15 protein-coding genes are annotated in these 15730 nt (G+C 73.7%); 6 read left to right on the plus strand and 9 right to left on the minus strand.

From position 1 onward, the window contains the following. Nucleotides 1–265: 265 nt before the first annotated feature. From BLQ63_RS25750 to BLQ63_RS25785, 8 genes are all read right to left on the minus strand, one after another. The gene (locus tag BLQ63_RS25750) at nucleotides 266–748 is read right to left on the minus strand and encodes an Rv3654c family TadE-like protein (RefSeq protein ID WP_091040405.1); all 483 of its coding nucleotides are present in this window, start codon (nucleotides 746–748) and stop codon (nucleotides 266–268) included. After that, nucleotides 745–1272 (minus strand): TadE family type IV pilus minor pilin, encoded by a 528-nt coding sequence (locus BLQ63_RS29485; RefSeq protein WP_177155112.1) that lies wholly within the window; start codon nucleotides 1270–1272, stop codon nucleotides 745–747. Before BLQ63_RS29485 ends, BLQ63_RS25750 begins: the two co-directional genes overlap by 4 nt. Beyond that, nucleotides 1269–1415: a DUF4244 domain-containing protein gene (locus tag BLQ63_RS25760; RefSeq protein WP_290427474.1), complete on the minus strand. Its 147-nt coding sequence runs from the start codon at nucleotides 1413–1415 to the stop codon at nucleotides 1269–1271. Before BLQ63_RS25760 ends, BLQ63_RS29485 begins: the two co-directional genes overlap by 4 nt. Before the next feature lie 458 nt (nucleotides 1416–1873). Continuing rightward, complete coding sequence (locus BLQ63_RS25765; RefSeq protein ID WP_091040408.1) at nucleotides 1874–2476, minus strand: type II secretion system F family protein; 603 nt, start codon at nucleotides 2474–2476, stop codon at nucleotides 1874–1876. Further along, nucleotides 2473–3150, minus strand: coding sequence for a type II secretion system F family protein (locus BLQ63_RS25770; protein ID WP_091040409.1), 678 nt, complete (start codon nucleotides 3148–3150; stop codon nucleotides 2473–2475). Before BLQ63_RS25770 ends, BLQ63_RS25765 begins: the two co-directional genes overlap by 4 nt. Nucleotides 3151–3406: 256 nt before the next feature. Then, entirely contained in the window at nucleotides 3407–4570 is a 1164-nt protein-coding gene (locus tag BLQ63_RS25775) for a TadA family conjugal transfer-associated ATPase (RefSeq protein ID WP_091040410.1), read from the minus strand. Beyond that, nucleotides 4567–5766 carry a septum site-determining protein Ssd gene (ssd, locus tag BLQ63_RS25780; RefSeq protein ID WP_091040411.1) on the minus strand — a complete coding sequence of 400 codons (1200 nt, stop codon included), beginning with the start codon at nucleotides 5764–5766 and terminating at the stop codon, nucleotides 4567–4569. The genes BLQ63_RS25775 and ssd overlap by 4 nt, the downstream gene beginning before the upstream one ends. A gap of 231 nt (nucleotides 5767–5997) precedes the next feature. Further along, on the minus strand, nucleotides 5998–6909 hold the full coding sequence (locus BLQ63_RS25785; protein ID WP_245681098.1) for an aldose 1-epimerase family protein: 912 nt from the start codon (nucleotides 6907–6909) through the stop codon (nucleotides 5998–6000). A gap of 341 nt (nucleotides 6910–7250) precedes the next feature. Between BLQ63_RS25785 and BLQ63_RS25790 the strand changes: the two genes are divergently transcribed. The 3 genes from BLQ63_RS25790 to serC all read left to right on the plus strand — a co-directional run bounded on the left by BLQ63_RS25790 (nucleotide 7251) and on the right by serC (nucleotide 11739). Next, nucleotides 7251–8339 (plus strand): citrate synthase 2, encoded by a 1089-nt coding sequence (locus tag BLQ63_RS25790; protein WP_091040413.1) that lies wholly within the window; start codon nucleotides 7251–7253, stop codon nucleotides 8337–8339. Between the two features lie 146 nt (nucleotides 8340–8485). Further along, entirely contained in the window at nucleotides 8486–10525 is a 2040-nt protein-coding gene (locus BLQ63_RS25795; protein WP_091040414.1) for a PIG-L family deacetylase, read from the plus strand. A gap of 98 nt (nucleotides 10526–10623) precedes the next feature. Continuing rightward, complete coding sequence (serC, locus tag BLQ63_RS25800) at nucleotides 10624–11739, plus strand: phosphoserine transaminase (RefSeq protein WP_245681099.1); 1116 nt, start codon at nucleotides 10624–10626, stop codon at nucleotides 11737–11739. A gap of 194 nt (nucleotides 11740–11933) precedes the next feature. On the opposite strand, the gene BLQ63_RS25805 is transcribed toward serC, so the two are convergent. Next, nucleotides 11934–13127: a sulfotransferase family protein gene (locus BLQ63_RS25805; protein WP_091040415.1), complete on the minus strand. Its 1194-nt coding sequence runs from the start codon at nucleotides 13125–13127 to the stop codon at nucleotides 11934–11936. Between the two features lie 81 nt (nucleotides 13128–13208). Between BLQ63_RS25805 and BLQ63_RS25810 the strand changes: the two genes are divergently transcribed. Genes BLQ63_RS25810 through BLQ63_RS25820 form a run of 3 tightly spaced genes read left to right on the plus strand, consistent with a single transcriptional unit; the run spans nucleotide 13209 to nucleotide 15420 of the window. Then, nucleotides 13209–14120 carry a fructosamine kinase family protein gene (locus BLQ63_RS25810; protein WP_218125508.1) on the plus strand — a complete coding sequence of 304 codons (912 nt, stop codon included), beginning with the start codon at nucleotides 13209–13211 and terminating at the stop codon, nucleotides 14118–14120. A gap of 17 nt (nucleotides 14121–14137) precedes the next feature. Continuing rightward, nucleotides 14138–15178: a GTP 3',8-cyclase MoaA gene (gene moaA / locus BLQ63_RS25815; RefSeq protein WP_091040417.1), complete on the plus strand. Its 1041-nt coding sequence runs from the start codon at nucleotides 14138–14140 to the stop codon at nucleotides 15176–15178. Between the two features lie 2 nt (nucleotides 15179–15180). Continuing rightward, nucleotides 15181–15420, plus strand: a complete 240-nt coding sequence (locus tag BLQ63_RS25820; RefSeq protein ID WP_091040418.1) for a MoaD/ThiS family protein — start codon at nucleotides 15181–15183, stop codon at nucleotides 15418–15420. Nucleotides 15421–15730: the final 310 nt, after the last annotated feature.

Consider the following 15730-nt stretch of genomic DNA (forward strand, 5'->3'; position numbering starts at 1 on the left):
CGGTTCGCGGTTCGCGGTTCGCGGTTCGCGGTTCGCGGTTCGCGGTTCGCGGTTCGCGGTTCGCGGTTCGCGGAATTCTGCACGCGGTAGGTCGGGGCCGAAAGACCACGAGGTTTCGCGGGTGCGGGCAGAGGTCTTCCGGGGCCCCCTCCCCCTCCCCCCATGCCCACCCTCCGCCGACCTGCACACCGATGGCAACGTTGAAGACCTGTCTTGGTTTCGGTTCCCGGCGGCCTGGCCTCGGCCGCCGGGAACCGGTGTTCGTCTACTCCACGGTGACCGGGCCCGCTCGGGAGACCGCCCTGGCCGGGCCGAAGGCGGCCGGGACCCCTGTCGGGACCTCACTCACGCGGACCGTCACCTCCAGGCCGCCCACCTCGCATCCCTCCAGCTCGGCACCCGCACTCTCCACCATGGCCCGCGCCGCATCGCATGCCTCGCCCTCTCCGAACAGGACCCTCGCGGCGCCCGCCAGCGCGGCCGCGTCCGCCGCACCCTGCGCTCGGTGCCGGGCGGCGCTCGCCTGGCCGACCGCAGTGAATGCCACCGCGGTCACCATCAGCGCCGCCACGACTCCCGCGGCCAGAACCGTTGCCGAACCGCGTTCCCGGTCGCCCTCCGCAGCCGCGCGTCGGGCTTCGCCGGGCCTTCGATCGGCTCTCCTGCCGCTGCTCAGGGCTACTGCCTCGCTCACCCTTGACTCCGACCCTGGTGCGGGCGCCTTCGCCGGTATCCGGAACTCCGTCACGGCAGGCCCGGTTCCATCGGGGCTGCGGCTTCCGCGGTTATCGACATCGGCGGCGTCAGCGGGCCCAGCGGACTGGTCGGGGCCGTGACCCTCGCCCGTGCCACCTCACCGTCGATCGAAACCGCCACGGAGGCGCCTTCGGGCAGGTAGGCCGCCGCCACCGCCTGCGCGTCTTCGCCCCGGGCGGCGGCGATCGCGGCGCTGTTCGCGGCGTCGATCGCGCGGACCTTCATGCCCACGGCCGCCACCGCCCATATGCCGAGCGCCAGTACCGCCACGATCGCCGGGAGCGCCGCCGCCATCTCGGCGGTGACGAATCCGCTTTGGCCCCGGTCCCCGCAGGGGGCGCGCCCGCGGCGGAATAGTCGCCGTCTCAACAGCGGCGTGCTCGCTGCCGTGTCGCTGTCCTGCCCGTTCGGGGGGTCTTCTCTCAGGTTCGGTCTCCGGGTCACCGTCCGGTGTGCGGGGCCCTTTTCGGGCGATGGCCGGCAGTCGCTGCGCAGGCGCAGGATCGACGCGGTCATGCCAGTGCCTTCTCGATGAGGGCGGTCAGTGCGCTTTGGACCGGGCCCGAGGTGACGACCTTCAGCAGGACGCCCGCGAAGGCGACGGCCGCCAAGGTCCCGACGGCGTATTCTGCGGTGCTCATCCCGCTCTCGCCCCGCATCTTCGCGGCGAACTTCCCGCCCCAGCTCGGTTTGGTCACACCCTGCATCCGGCCCGGGCTCCACTCGTCCTCTTCGCTCGGCCGGGGGCTCGGGCGCCGCCGCTCGGGCGCCGGGCGGTCGTCGGGTACCGCCGGCGGCCCTGCGGTGATCGGCGGCCTGCTCCGGTTGGCGCCCGGCGACCAGCTGGTCTCGGTCGCCGGTGTCCCTTCGGCGGCGGCCGGTTCGACCGGTTCGGCCCGTGTCGCCCGGTCGCCGCATGCGGGCGTTCGACAGGCGCTGCTCGCATTGCACGGGGGACGCTGGCGGCTCTCGGGCCTGCAGGAAGCCTTCCGCGCATCGGGCCGGTCGGATGCCCGGCGGGCTCGTCGGGTCGGGAGGGCGATGGTCGTGCCGGTGTCGGCGTTCATTGCGGTTTCCTCTCTTCGGTGGTCGGGCAGAGCGATCAGGAAGGGACGGTTCAGAGTCCGGTGGCCAGGGTGTCGGAGACGATGCCGAGCACCACCGGTCCGATCCCGGCGATCACGAATGCGGGCAGGAAGCACAGGCACAGCGGTCCGACCAGCGCCACGGCGGCGCGTCCGGCGCGTTCCTCGGCCCGATTGCGCAGTTCCGACCGGAGCGAGGCCGCCAGTTGTTCGAGGCCTCCCGCGATCGCCGCGCCAGAGTCGCCGGAGCGGTCGAGTTGCCGGGCCAGGCGGGACGCCCCCGGCAGCCGCCCGAGTTCGGGTAGCGCCTCGGTCGCGCTGGCGCCCAGGTGGATCGCACCGGCGAAGCGGCTCAGCCGCTCGCCGATCTCCGGGTCGTCGGCATCGGCGACGGCGAACGCGGCCTGCGGGAACGGCGCCCCGGCCCGCATGCCCGCGGCGAGCAGGTCGAGCGTCCACGGCCAGGCCGGGGCGAGCCGTTCGGCCGCGGTCCGTTCGGTGCGGTCGGGATCGGACCGCAGAAGCTTGGCGACCAGCCACCAGGTGCCGAAGCCGAGGACGATGCCGGTGGGACCGCCGATCGCGAAGGCGGCCGCGACGCCCGCGACGGGGCCCAGGAGTCGGCGCGTCATCATGCGCCCCCTGTGCCGACGGACCGGATCAGCGCGCCCGTCCAGAGGAGGCCCGCGGCCTGGAGTCCCATCGCGGCGGCCGCCGCGCCGAGGCCTGCGGGGCCGGCGAAGAGGAAGGCGACGGCGTCGACGCCGAGCGCTTCGCCGAGTGCGACTCCGGCGGCGGGCAGTGCGATGAGGAGCGCGGCGGTGGCGCGGATCGAGGCGGTCTGGGCCCGGGTCCTGGCCGCGGCCTGCTCGTCTTCGCGGAGGTGTTCGGCGAGTCTCCGGCACAGGTCGGCTGCGGGGGCGCCGAGTTCGGCGGCGATCCGCAGGGCGGCGCGGAGGCGCTTCGCGGTGGTGGCGGCCTCGGCGGGCCAGTCGGGTTCCGCCGCTGCGACGGCGCGGGCCGGGTCGGTGCCGGCGGCGAGGTCGGCCGCCAGGTAGGCGACCGTGTCGGCGGCGGCACGGCCGGCTTCGCCGAGTCGTCTGCGGCGCAGGGCGCGGTGCCAGGCAGTCACGGCCGCCGCGGCGTAGACGGCGGCGACGGCTCCGGCGCCGGCCGCCGCGAGCGGGCCGAGTCCGCTGTCGTGGCGGTATCCGGCGAGCCAGGCGGCGGCGAGCGCCGCGGTCAGGGCGGCGCAGGCGGCGGCGGTTCTGGGCCGGTGGGCGATCAGGGCGTGGGCTGCGGCGGTCATGTGTCGGCTCCTTTCCGGTTCCGGTTCGGTGTCCGGCCGGTGCCTTCGGCGGCCATCGGCCGGGCTGCCACGGTCAGGCGCATGCGGGTGCACTCCGGTCGGTCGGCGGCGCGGGGCCGCCCGGTCCTGGTGCGGCGGGTCCGGACGGGTGGGGCGTCCGCGCCCTGGTCTCGGTGGGCTGCGGGCGGTCGCGGCAGCCGGCCAGAGGCGCGGCAGCGGCGGCGGTCGGGCGGCAGGGCGGAGGCGGCGGGGCTGCTCATGCGGTCCGCTCCCTCAGCAGGCGTTCGAGCAGTCCCGCGGCGGGACCCGGGCCGCGGCGGGTCCACGCGGTGGTCACTGTCAGCCCCGGCCCGTCGGCATCGGTGCCGATCAGGGCGATCTCGGTGACCTGGCGGCCGGTTCCGGTGCGCCGCAAGTGGACGATGACGCGCAGGGCCGCCACGAGCTGGGCGTGGAGTCCGGCCCTCGGCAGACCGTGCGGGAGCGCGAGCGCTTCGAGCCTGGCGGGCGCGTCGGCGGCCGCGTTGCAGTGGAGCGTTCCGGAGCCGCCCTCGTGGCCGGTGTTGAGTGCGCCGAGCAGTTCGAGCACTTCGGCGCCGCGGCATTCGCCGACGATGATCCGGTCGGGCCGCATCCGCAGCGCCTGCCGCACGAGCGCGGCCAGGTCGACCTCGCCGGCGCCCTCGATGTTCGCCGGGCGCGATTCGAGCGTGAGCGCGTGCGGGTGGTCGGGGGCGAGTTCGGCCGCGTCCTCGACGATGACGATGCGCTCCTGCGGCGGCGCGGTCGACAGGAGACTCGCCAGCAGCGTCGTCTTGCCCGTGCCGGTCCCGCCGGTGACCAGGTAGGCGAGGCGGGCTTTGACGATGCGCAGCAGCAGGTCGGCCATGTCGGCGGTGAGCGTGTCGGCCTCGACCAGCTGCGTGAGCGTGAACGCCTTCGACCGGTGGGTGCGGAAGGAGAGGTACGGCCCCGAGGCGGCGACCGGCGGCAGGACGGCGTGGAACCGGGTGCCGTCGGGAAGCCGCACGTCGGCGTACGGGCTGCCGGAGTCGAGGCGCCGCCCGGCGGCCGCGGCGAGTCGGCAGGCGAGCGAGCGGATCGCGTCGGGGCCGCCGAGGCGGACCTCGGCCGGGCGCAGTCCCTCGCCGCGGTCGACCCAGGCGCCTCCCGCGCCGTTGACGACCACGTCGGTGACTTCCGGATCGTCCAGCAGCGGCTGGAGCGGCCCGGCCCCGATGAGGTCGTCGCGCAGCGCCCCGGAGAGCCGCAGCAGCGAGTCCTGATCGGGCGGCGCGGCCCCGGCCGCGCGCAGGGCCCGCACGATGTCCGCCTTCGCCGAGCCGCGGCCGCGTACGGCGCCGGGCCGGGTCTGGGCCGCGAGCTGGCGGCGGACCTTGTCGAGCAGTTCGAGGCTCATCGCGACCCGCCGGTCCGGTCGGCGCCCGAGCCGACGAGTTCGCCGCGCGGCCGGGCGCGGCTCAGTTCGGCGGTGAGCTCGTGGATGCCGCGGCCGAGGCGGCCCCGCGGGATGCGGCCTTGGCGCAGCAGGACCGGGAGCCGGCGGTCGGTCGGGACGGCGCCCCACACGGGCGGGTCGCGCCAGTCCGCTTCACGCGGGCCGTCCCAGGACGCGCCGGCCGGCGGCGCTTCGGCCTCGCCGCGCAGGACCACGCCGAGGTTGGGGTTGTGGAGCCCGTAGGCGGCCGTGACGCTGCGGGCCGCTTCCCAAGAGCGCGAACCGGGCCCGAGCGTCACCGCGATCGAGCGGGCCGCCGCCGCGGCCCGGGCGGCGGCCCCGGTGCGGGCGCGCGGCAGGTCGACCACGACCAGGTCGGCCGCGAGGCGGGCCGCGCGCAGCACCTGGTCGAACGCGTCGGCGTCCACTTCGGCCGGATTGCGCGGGTCGGGGCCGACCACGTGGAGGCCGCCGCGCTGCGGCAGGCCGGCGAGCAGCCCCTCGGGTTCGAGCAGCCCGGCGTTCGCGAGCGAAGGCCACCGCCAGCCCGGTTGGGCCGCGAGCCCGGCGGCGGCGTCGATGCCCCCGCCGGTGTGGTCGAGGTCGACCAGGACGACCCTGCCGCCGTCCCGTGCGGCGCCGGTGGCCGAGGCGAGGGCCAGCGTCGAGGCGCCGGCGCCGCCGTGACCGGCGACGTGGGCGATGACGGGCGCCGGTTCGACATCGCGGACGGTCCGGGTGAACAGGTCGATGAGCCAGTCGCGCGCGTCGGGCAGGGCGACCACGCCGGTGGCCCGCATCTGGATCGCCAGCGGCCACAGCATCGAGGTGTCGGCGGAGTCGGCCCCGAGCCAGGACATGGTGGTGCACAGGACGAGGTGGTCTCTCGCAGGGAAGTCGCAGGCCACGCATTCGGGTGCGAGGTCGGGCCCGACGAGGACCATCGGGGCCCGCTGCCAGAGCATCGCGGCGTCGAGCGGATGGGTGACCCGGCGCAGCGAGTGCCCGGACGCGGCCGCGAGCGGGGTGATCGTCTCGGCGAGGCGGTCGTCGCCGGTGATGAGCAGGGATTCGGCCGCCGGAGCGGGTGCGGCGGGGCCGCCGCGGGCGTTCGCGGAGCCGCGGGTCGATGCGGTGCGGTCGAGTGTCGCTGCCATGGCTGCTCCTACGTTCGGTGATGTTCACGTGCCTAGGAGTAACCGTGACCGACGGCGCCATAGATCGGCAAGGAAAAGTTTTGCGCCTGTGGATAACTCCGCGAGGAAGGGACACATTGGCTGGTCGCGCACCTGTGGATAACCCGGGCCGGAAACCGCGAGGAGTATTCGGGCCCCGACGCGACGAGGGACCGCCCCGATGGGACGGTCCCTCGCGCAAGCCTGACGTCGCTATTCCGGGCGGATGCCCCAGACGCCGAACCACGCCTCGCTCGGCGAGAGTTCGACCAGGTCCTCACCCGTGGCGAGGGCGTTCGGCGGGCACGTGGTCGGCTCGATCGCGACCGCACCGCGCTTGCGGTCCCCCTCGAGGCCGTCCGAGGTGTAGATGTGGACCCACCCGAAGGAGTCGTCCATCCACACCGTCACCGCCTGCCCCGAGACCGGGTCGGCCAGCCGCACTTCGGCCGTCCCGTCGGAGCCGCGCTTGAGGTCCCCGTAGCAGTCGTCGATCACCAGGTCCTTGAGGACCGTCGGGTCGTCGAAGTCCGCCGCACCGGCTCCGACGGGGATGCGCTGCTTGTCGAGCTTGAGCTTCTTCGCCGCCGGGACGTGCAGCGTCGCCTCGTCGATCCGCTCGAGCGAACCGGGGATGAGATAGGAGTGGGTGCCCAGGCCGAACGGCGCGGTCTTGTGGCCGGGATTGGAGACCGTGTGTGCGGCGCGCAGGCCGCCGGGCCCGACCGACCAGCGCGTGCGCAGCTGGAGCGTCCACGGGTAGCCCAGGCGCGCGGGCAGGCGGCACTCGAGGGTGACCGAGGTGTCGGTCACGTCGACGGCGTTCCACTCGGCCCAGGCCACGAAGCCGTGGAGGGCGGTGTTGGTCTCGATCTCGTTGACCGGCAGCTGGTACTCGGTGCCGTCGTAGGCGTACTTGCCGTCGCGGATCCGGTTCGGCCAGGGGGCCAGCACGTGGCCCGACCAGCCGGGCGCGAGCTCCTCGTCGGCGTAGCCCATGACGACCGGGCGGCCGCGGTAGGTATAAGAGCGCACGCCGCCGCCTACGGCGACGATGACAGCCTCGTGATCGTTGTAGGCGATCGCCCATTGCTCGCCGGACAGCGCCATAGGGGGTACCTCCATGTCGTTATCGCTGGGCGGGATGTGCTTTGACGTTAGCTCATGTCCAATGACCTGCGGCACGCGTGTCGATGTGGGCGAGATCGCAGGAAACCGTTGAAACCAACAAGACCCATTATCGAAACCCTCCCAACAAAAAGTGCAAACTTGGACAAATAACCAGGCTCACGATGGTTGTCTCATATTTTGCGCCACTTCTGTACCGCCATTCAGGATCACCCCCGCACCCTGGGCACTTCCGTCCAGGACCGGCGTGAGGCACCATTTCCAGATAACTACGAACCGTCGCCTCCCGGAAGCCCCCGGTCGGCAACCACAGGGACAACACACTCAGGAGTACAACGATGTCTGAGTTCAAGCCCGGCCTCGAAGGCGTGATCGCCTTCGAAACCGAGATCGCCGAGCCTGACAAAGAGGGTGGATCGCTCCGCTACCGCGGTGTCGATATCCAGGACCTGGTCGGCCAGAGCACCTACGGCGACGTATGGGGCCTCCTCGTCGACGGCAAGTTCGGCAACGGCCTGCCCGCCGCCGAGCCCGTGCCGGTGCCCGTCTCCTCCGGCGACACCCGCGTCGACGCCCAGGCCGCGGTCGCCATGCTCGCCCCCTACTGGGGCCTTCAGCCGCTGCTCGACATCGACGACGAGACCGCCCGGGACGATCTCGCCCGCGTCTCGGTCACCACGCTGTCGTTCATCGCCCAGTCCGCCCGCGGATCCGGCCGGCCCGCCGTCCCGCAGTCGGAGATCGACAAGGCCGGCACCATCACCGAGCGGTTCATGCGGCGCTGGCGCGGCGAGCCCGACCCCGCCCACGTCAAGGCCGTCGACACCTATCTCATGTCCGCCGCCGAGCACGGCATGAACGCCTCCACCTTCACCTCCCGCGTCGTCGCCTCCACCGGGGCCGACGCGGCCGCCGCGATCTCCTCCGGCATCGGCGCGCTCTCCGGCCCGCTCCACGGCGGCGCCCCCTCGCGCGTCCTCCACATGATCGAAGGGGTAGAGAAGACCGGCGACGCCGACGCCTACGTCAAGAACCTCCTCGACTCCGGCGAGCGCCTCATGGGCTTCGGCCACCGCGTCTACCGCGCCGAGGACCCGCGCTCGCGCGTGCTGCGCGCCGCCGCCAAGGAACTGGGCGCCCCCCGCTACGAGGTCGCCGAGGCCCTGGAGAAGGCCGCCCTGGCCGAGCTCAAGGCCCGCAAGCCCGACCGCGTGCTCGCCACCAACGTCGAGTTCTGGTCCGCGGTGCTCCTCGACTTCGCCGAGGTCCCCGCCGACCTGTTCACCCCGATCTTCACCTGCGCCCGCGTGGCCGGCTGGAGCGCCCACATCCTCGAGCAGAAGAAGCTCGGCCGGATCGTGCGCCCCTCGGCCACCTATGTGGGCCCGGCCCCGCGCGGCATCGCCGAGGTCGAGGGCTGGAAGTAGCCCCCCGCACGCCGTGAGCGGCCCGCGCCCCGCGGGGCGCGGGCCGCTTCGCGTCCGCCCGAGTCCCCATATGCGAGGGCTCGTCTCGAACCTCCGGGTTCCGGATAGGATCGGGCGTCGAACCCGAACCACCCGAACGAGACCGCATGCCCGCCTCCCGGCACCCGTCACTGCGCCGCCGCGACCTCCTGGTCGGCGGCCTCGCCGGGCTGGCCGTGACCGCCGCGGTCGCCGAGAGCGCCTTCTCCCTGCGCGAGGCCTCGGGCACGGGCGACTTCCCCGCGCCGACGCGCACCGGGCCGATCCACATGCAGATCGTCGCCCACCCCGACGACTGCCTCTACTTCCTCAACCCACGCGTCGCCCGCGTCCTGCACGACGGCGCCGGCATCTGCACCGTCGTGCTCACCGCCGGCGAGGCCGACGGGCGCAACACCTGGAACGAGGCCGCCCCCGCCGACTACGCCGGGTACACCGCCGCCCGCGACAGCGGCCTGCGTCGCGCCTACGCCCACCTGGCCCTCGGCGACCCCGAAGCGCCCTGGGACCGGTACACGGCGAACCTCGACTCCGGGCAGGACGTCGAACTGTGCGTCCTGCGCGACAAGCCCGAGGTCCACGTCGTGTTCTGCTCGCTGTGGACGAACCTCGGGCGCCTCACCGGCGACTTCACGCGCCTGCTGGCCCTGTGGGAGGGGCGCCTGGACGCCTCCGCGATCCTGCCGCCGGCCGGCTCGCCCCTCAACTCCTCGTCCACCGTGGAACGGGCGACGGTGCACGCGAGCCTCGTCGAACTCCTCGACCGCTACCGGCCCGCCGTCGTCAACACGCTCGACCCCGACCCCGACCCGGTGGTCGGCGAGAAGCTCGGCGCCGAGCAGAGCGGCTACTCCGACCACATCGACCACACCGCCGCCGCCCTCTTCGCCTGGGAGGCCGTCACCGCCTGGGGCGGCGCCCGCGCCGTCGAGTCCTGGCGCGGCTACTACAACCGCCGCTGGCCCGGCAACCTCGGCCCCGCCGACCTGGAGACCAAGGGCGACGCCGTCGACGTCTACTCCTGGGCCGACGGCGTCGACGGGGCCGACTGCGCCGTCCCGAGCGGCTGCGGCGACCGCCTCATCGTCGGCCCCGGCGCCGGAACCACCTACGGCCACGCCACCCACCCGCGCTACACCGCCGGGCTCGCCACCACCGAGATCGACGGCCTCATCCGCCCGATCACCGTGCGCGGCACCCGCATCCAGTCCCTCGGCGACGACGGCTGGGAAGACCTCGGCGGACCCGACGCCCTGCCCTGCCTGGCCCGCGCCGGAACTGGGCTGTACGCCGCGAGCGCCCGCCACACGCACGACCCCGCCGCCCACGAGCGGGACGTCCACTGCCTCGACCTGGTCTCCGGCCAGTGGCAGTCCCTGGGCAACCCCGCCGGGACGGGCCCGGACGCCCGCACCGTCGGGCAGGTCGCGGCCGCCGACGACGGGCGCACCGCCGTGGTCTGCGTCCGCGGACCCGAAGGCGGGCTGTCGGCGCGCACCCGGCCCGAAGGGGGACAGTGGAGCGAGTGGACCCCCATCGAGGGGCCCGCCGTCCACGAGTCCCCCGTCGCGCTCGCCGCCGAGGGCGCGTTCACCGTCATCGCCGCCACCCCCGTCAACGTCGCGGCCTGGGAGGGCGACGGCACCGCCTGGACCGGTCGCACGCTCGACCTGCCCGGGCCCGGCGGCCAGACCTACGTCCCCGCCAGCGCCGTCACCGCCGTCACGGCTCCGGACGGGCGCGTCGTGATCGGCTCGCGCGCCGCCGAGTCGAGCGACGTGGTGCTCCACCTCGGGCAGGGCGAGACGTGGACGGCGGCGCTCGTGCCCCTGGAGGGCGGCGTGCTGGCGCCGGCGCTCGCGATCGGCCCCGACGGCTCCCTGGCGGTGGCGTGCGACGACGGCACCGGTGCGCCCGCGGTGCTGGTCCTGGACCTCGCCGACCTCGACGCCGGCGCGGCCGGGGAGGTCGCGCTGCTGTCGCGGCCGTGGTCGCGCGGCGACATCACCCTCGTCAAGCGCCCGGCCGCCGCGTTCGGGTCCGACGGGGCGCTGCGGCTGTGGGCGGTCGCCGCCGACGGTGAAGTGTGGACGGCCGGGGCCGAGCCCGGCGGGCAGGCCCCGACGGGCTGGGAACCCGCGGCCTGAGGCCCGTCCCACCCGTCGGCCGGTGCGGGCCCGCCCGGTCACGTTCGGAAACGCCGGGTTTACAGTGGCCCCGAGGACCGACGAGAACGGAGCCGAACGTGACCGACCCGATCACCATCCCCGCTGAGCTGCTGCCCGCTGACGGGCGCTTCGGATCAGGCCCCTCCAAGGTGCCGTCCGAGGCGATCGGCGCACTCGCCGGTCTGGGCCGGTCCGTCATGGGCACCTCCCACCGCCAGAAGGCGGTCAAATCGCAGGTCGGCCGGCTCCGCGCCGGCCTGGCCGAGTTCTTCGCGCTGCCCGAGGGCTACGAAGTGGTGCTCGGCGTCGGCGGCGCGACCGCGTTCTGGGAGGTCGCGGTGTTCGGCCTCGTCGAGGACCGGGCGCAGGCCGCTTCGTTCGGCGAGTTCGGCTCGAAGTTCGCCAAGGCCATCAAGATCGCCCCGCACCTGGGGGAGCCGACCGTGGTGACCGCCGAGCCCGGCACGGCCGCGTACCTGTCCTTCGAGGACGGCGTCGACGTCTACGCCACCCCGCACAACGAGACCTCGACCGGTGTGGCCGTGGAGGTCAAGCGCGTCGCGGCCGAGAACGCGCTCATGCTGCACGACGCGACGTCGGCCGCCGCGGGCCTGCCCGTGGACCTGCGCGAGAGCGACTGCTACTACTTCGCGCCGCAGAAGGGCCTGGCCTCGGACGGCGGCCTGTGGATCGCGGTCATGAGCCCCGCCGCGATCGAGCGGGCGGAGCGGATCGCCGCTTCGGGCCGCTACATCCCGGCGTTCCTGGACCTGAAGACCGCGATCGACAACTCGCGCAAGGACCAGACGTACAACACGCCCGCGGTGGCGACCGTGGTGCTCGCGGCCGAGCAGGTGGACGCGCTCAACGCCGCGGGCGGCCTGGACGCGGCGGCCAAGCGCTGCGCCGAGTCGGCCGGGGCCCTGTACTCGTGGGCGGAGTCGCGCGCGTTCGCGAACCCGTTCGTGTCCGACCCGGACCTGCGCTCGAACGTGGTCGCCACGATCGACTTCGAGGGCGTGGACGCCGCCGAGATCGCGAAGATGCTGCGCGCCAACGGTGTGGTCGACACCGAGCCGTACCGCAAGCTCGGCCGCAACCAGCTGCGCGTCGCGACCTACCCGGCGGTGGACCCCTCGGACACGGCCAAGCTGACCGAGGCGATCGACTTCGTGGTGGAGAAGCTCTCCTGACCACCTCCTTCCGACCGGTGACCTCGGCCGTCCTGCGACGGCACGGCGGCCGGCCGGGCGACGCGGCACCCGCATGCCGCGCCGCCTGACCGAGACCAACGTAGCGCCGGCCACCGACACTTCGGGCCCCGACCGTTCGGTCGGGGCCCTTTTGCGCGCCGGCGCGTCCCCGGTCCGGGGTTTTCGAACGGCCGCTAGAACCCGAGGCGGCCGTAGTCGCCGAAGGCCGCTTCGACGTCGTCGAGTTCGATCCCGTAGCGCGACAGGTGGTATTCGTGGCTGCGGCGCGTGTCCGGCCGGGCCAGGACGTGCTCGAGGCTCGCCTTCTCGTCCGCGGTCCATTCCAGACCGAGCTTTTCGAACAGTTCCGGCAGGCAGGCGTGCGGTTCCGCCGTCAGCGAGCGGTAGGGCACGTCGATGAACCGCTCGCTCGGCGCGGTCGCGCGCACGCCGCGGGCGGCGGCGACGCCCTTCCCGAAGATGTCGAGCCACTCCGGGCCGATGGCCGCGGCGTCGTAGCGGCGGTGGTGCAGGGCCCGCCCGGTCTCGACGAGCGAGCACCACGAGCCCATGACCGTGGCCGGGTCGCGGTGCGTCCACACGATCGTCGCGTCCGCGAAGACCTCGAGGAGCACGTCGAGGTTGAACAGGTGGAAGGGCGACTTGAGGACCCATCGCCGCCGCGGCTGGTTCCACTGGAGCACCTGGAGGACGCGCTTGAGGTGGCGGTAGTCCCCGGTGTAGTCGCGCTCGTCGGCCCAGCGCCGGTAGGCGGGCATCGCCGCGCGGGTGATGAACTGGTAGCCGTGGGGCAGCGCGAACACGCACTCCTCGGGCTGGAGCGCGTTCATCGGGTGGATGAGGTCCCAGACCGGCGAGGCCCTGCTGGCGAGGCCGGCCATCTGCTGGGCGTCCTTGACGAGCTTGTCGCGCAGCTTCGGTTCGATGTCGCCGCGGTGGGTGTTCATGAGCTCCCACATGAGCGGGGCCCGGTTGCCCTCGGGCTGGATGAGGATCTTGTGGGTGAGGGTGGTGGCCGTGCGCGGCAGGCCGACGACCACGACGGGGCGCGCGATCGGCTCGGCGGTGATCTCGGGGTGCTCGGCGATGAGCCGCTCGACCCGCAGGTGGTTGGTCATGCGGCGGGTGAGGTCGTCGATGAAGCCCTGCCAGCCGACCATCGAGAGCGTCTCCTGCTTGGCGATCTCCTTGAACAGGAAGCGGTAGGAGTCGACGAAGTCGCGCGCCAGGGCGGCGTCGGCGTCGGCCCGCTGCTCGGCCTGCTGGACCATGCGGTCGAACACGCGGTCGGCGCGGGCCCGCTGGGCGGTCACCCTGGGGGCGCTGAGGGCGTTGACGGGGGTGAGCCAGCGGGCGGTGCGGCGCATGCGGCCTCCTCAATGCGGCGGAGCGAACACGAAGAGTTTTGCACGGCCGACGGTCCGGGCGATCTCCGCTACATTGGAGCGGTGAACGAAGCCCCCGCCGATGAGCGGCTGCGGCTGCTGCCCGAGCTCATCGAGCACCAGCGCGTGCGAACGACGCCGGTGAAGGCGAACGACTTCGCGATGCCGCTGGCGGGCGCGAGCGCCGGATCGGCCGCGGCGCAGCGCCTGACGTTCGACGACGGCACCAGCATGTTCGCGAAGATCGCCGAAGGCCCCCGTCCCGGCTACCTCGCCGCCGAGGCGAACGGGCTGCGGTGGCTGGGCGAGGCCTGCGAGGCGGTGGTCGAGGTCCGCTACGCCGACGACCGGCTCCTGGTCGAGCCGTGGATCGAACCGGCCGAGCCGACGGAGGGGCACGCCCGGGAGCTGGGCCGCCAGATCGCGCTCATGCACTCGGCGGGGGCCGACCGCTTCGGCGCGCCCTGGCGCGGCTACATCGGCGAGACGTTCATGGACAACGACCCGGCCGGCACCACCTGGGCGGAGTGGTACGCGGCCAGGCGGATCGCGCCCTACCTGGGGCCTTCGCGCGACAACGGGGCCCTGGACGCGGCCGACGTGGCCGCGATCGAGGCCCTGGCCTCGCGGCTGCCCCGGCTCGCCGGACCCGAGGAGGCGCCCGCGCGGACGCACGGCGACCTGTGGTGGGGGAACGTGCTCTGGGGCGCCGACCGGGCCTGGCTGATCGACCCGGCCGCGCACGGCGGGCACCGCGAGACCGACCTGGCGAACCTGCGGCTGTGGGGCGCCGTGCCCCGTCTGGAGGCGATCTTCGACGGATACGCCGAGGTCAGCCCGCCCGCGGAGGGCTGGGAGGAGCGCACGGGGCTCCACCACCTGTTCCCGCTGCTGGTGCACACGACGCTCTTCGGCCGCGCCTATCGTGACCAGTTGATGGGAATCGTGTCTCACTTTACGGACTTGTCATATTGACGAACTACGCTCGAACCATGTTGGCACCGACCTCCCCGACCGCAGGCGAGGCCGCCGCGGAAGCGACGGCCGGGCTGCGCGACCGCCACGGCCGCACCGCGACCGATCTGCGCGTCTCGCTCACCGACCGCTGCAATCTGCGCTGCACCTACTGCATGCCCGAAGCCGGGCTGCCGTGGCTGCCCAAACCCACGCTGCTCACCGACGATGAAGTCGTCAGGCTGGTCGGGATCGCCGTGCGCGATCTCGGCGTCAAGGAGGTGCGCTTCACCGGCGGCGAGCCGCTGCTGCGCCCGGGCCTGGTCGGCATCGTCGAGGCCGCGGCCGCCCTGGAGCCGCGCCCCGAGATCTCCTTGACCACCAATGCGATCGGCCTCGAGCGCCTGGCGGGACCGCTCGTGGCCGCCGGGCTCGACCGCGTCAACGTCTCGCTCGACACGCTGCGTCCGGGCACCTTCAAGGACCTGGCCAAACGCGACCGGCTCGACGCCACCCTGCGCGGCGTCGAGGGCGCGGCCGAGGCCGGGCTCGCCCCCGTCAAGATCAACACCGTGCTCATGCGCGGGGTCAACGACGGCGAGGCGCCCGACCTGCTGCGCTTCGCCGTCGAGCACGGCTACCAGCTGCGGTTCATCGAGCAGATGCCGCTCGACGCCGCCGGGGTGTGGCGGCGCGACGAGATGGTCACCGCCGCCGAGATCCTCGAGGCGCTGCGCGCCGAGTTCGACCTGACGCCCGACCCGGCGCACCGCGGTTCGGCCCCGGCCGAGACGTGGCTGGTCGACGGCGGCCCCGCGAAGGTGGGCGTGATCGGCTCGGTCACGCGGCCGTTCTGCGGCGAGTGCGACCGGACCCGGCTGACCGCCGACGGGCAGGTCCGCAACTGCCTGTTCGCGCGCGGCGAGACGGACCTGCGCGACCTCGCGCGGTCGGGCGCGTCGGACGCCGAGATCGCCGAGCGGTGGCGCGAGGCGATGCGCGGCAAGCTCCCCGGGCACGGCATCGACGACCCGTCGTTCCTGCAACCCGCCCGCCCGATGTCGGCGATCGGAGGCTGACGGTGGTGACGGTGCGGTACTTCGCGGGCGCGAAGGCGGCGGCGGGGCGCGGCGAGGAGCAGGTGAGCGCCGCGGACGTGGCCGAGCTCCGGGCGGTCCTGGCGCGGCGGCACGGCCCGGCGCTGGACAAGGTGCTGTCGGTCGCGACCCTCCTGGTGGACGGTCTGGCCGCGAAGGACCCCGAGACCGCGATCCCGGCGGGGTCAACGGTCGAAGTGCTCCCGCCGTTCGCGGGAGGCTGAACCGGGCCGGACGCCGCAACGTCTCCGTCGTTCGCGGGGATCGCGGCGGGCACGCCGGTGCGTCGGCCGTTCGGGGGCGGCGAAGCCGGCCGGGAACCGCGGCGCGGTCGCGGCACTCGGCAGACCGGATCGGGCCTGGTTGATGGAATGCGTTGCACGCGAAGGGGATCGCGGGAGCTGCCGCAAACATGAAAGCGGATTTTCCGGATATGTCCCTCGATCGGACCCCCTTTCCATGACCGTACGTCGCGGGTGCGACACGGTGCGGAGATGCGTGCGAAGGTGCGCGGGGTTCGGTTCGGGGGCGATG

Source organism: Glycomyces harbinensis (genome assembly GCF_900101745.1).
In the GTDB taxonomy this organism is placed as follows: domain Bacteria; phylum Actinomycetota; class Actinomycetes; order Mycobacteriales; family Micromonosporaceae; genus Glycomyces; species Glycomyces harbinensis.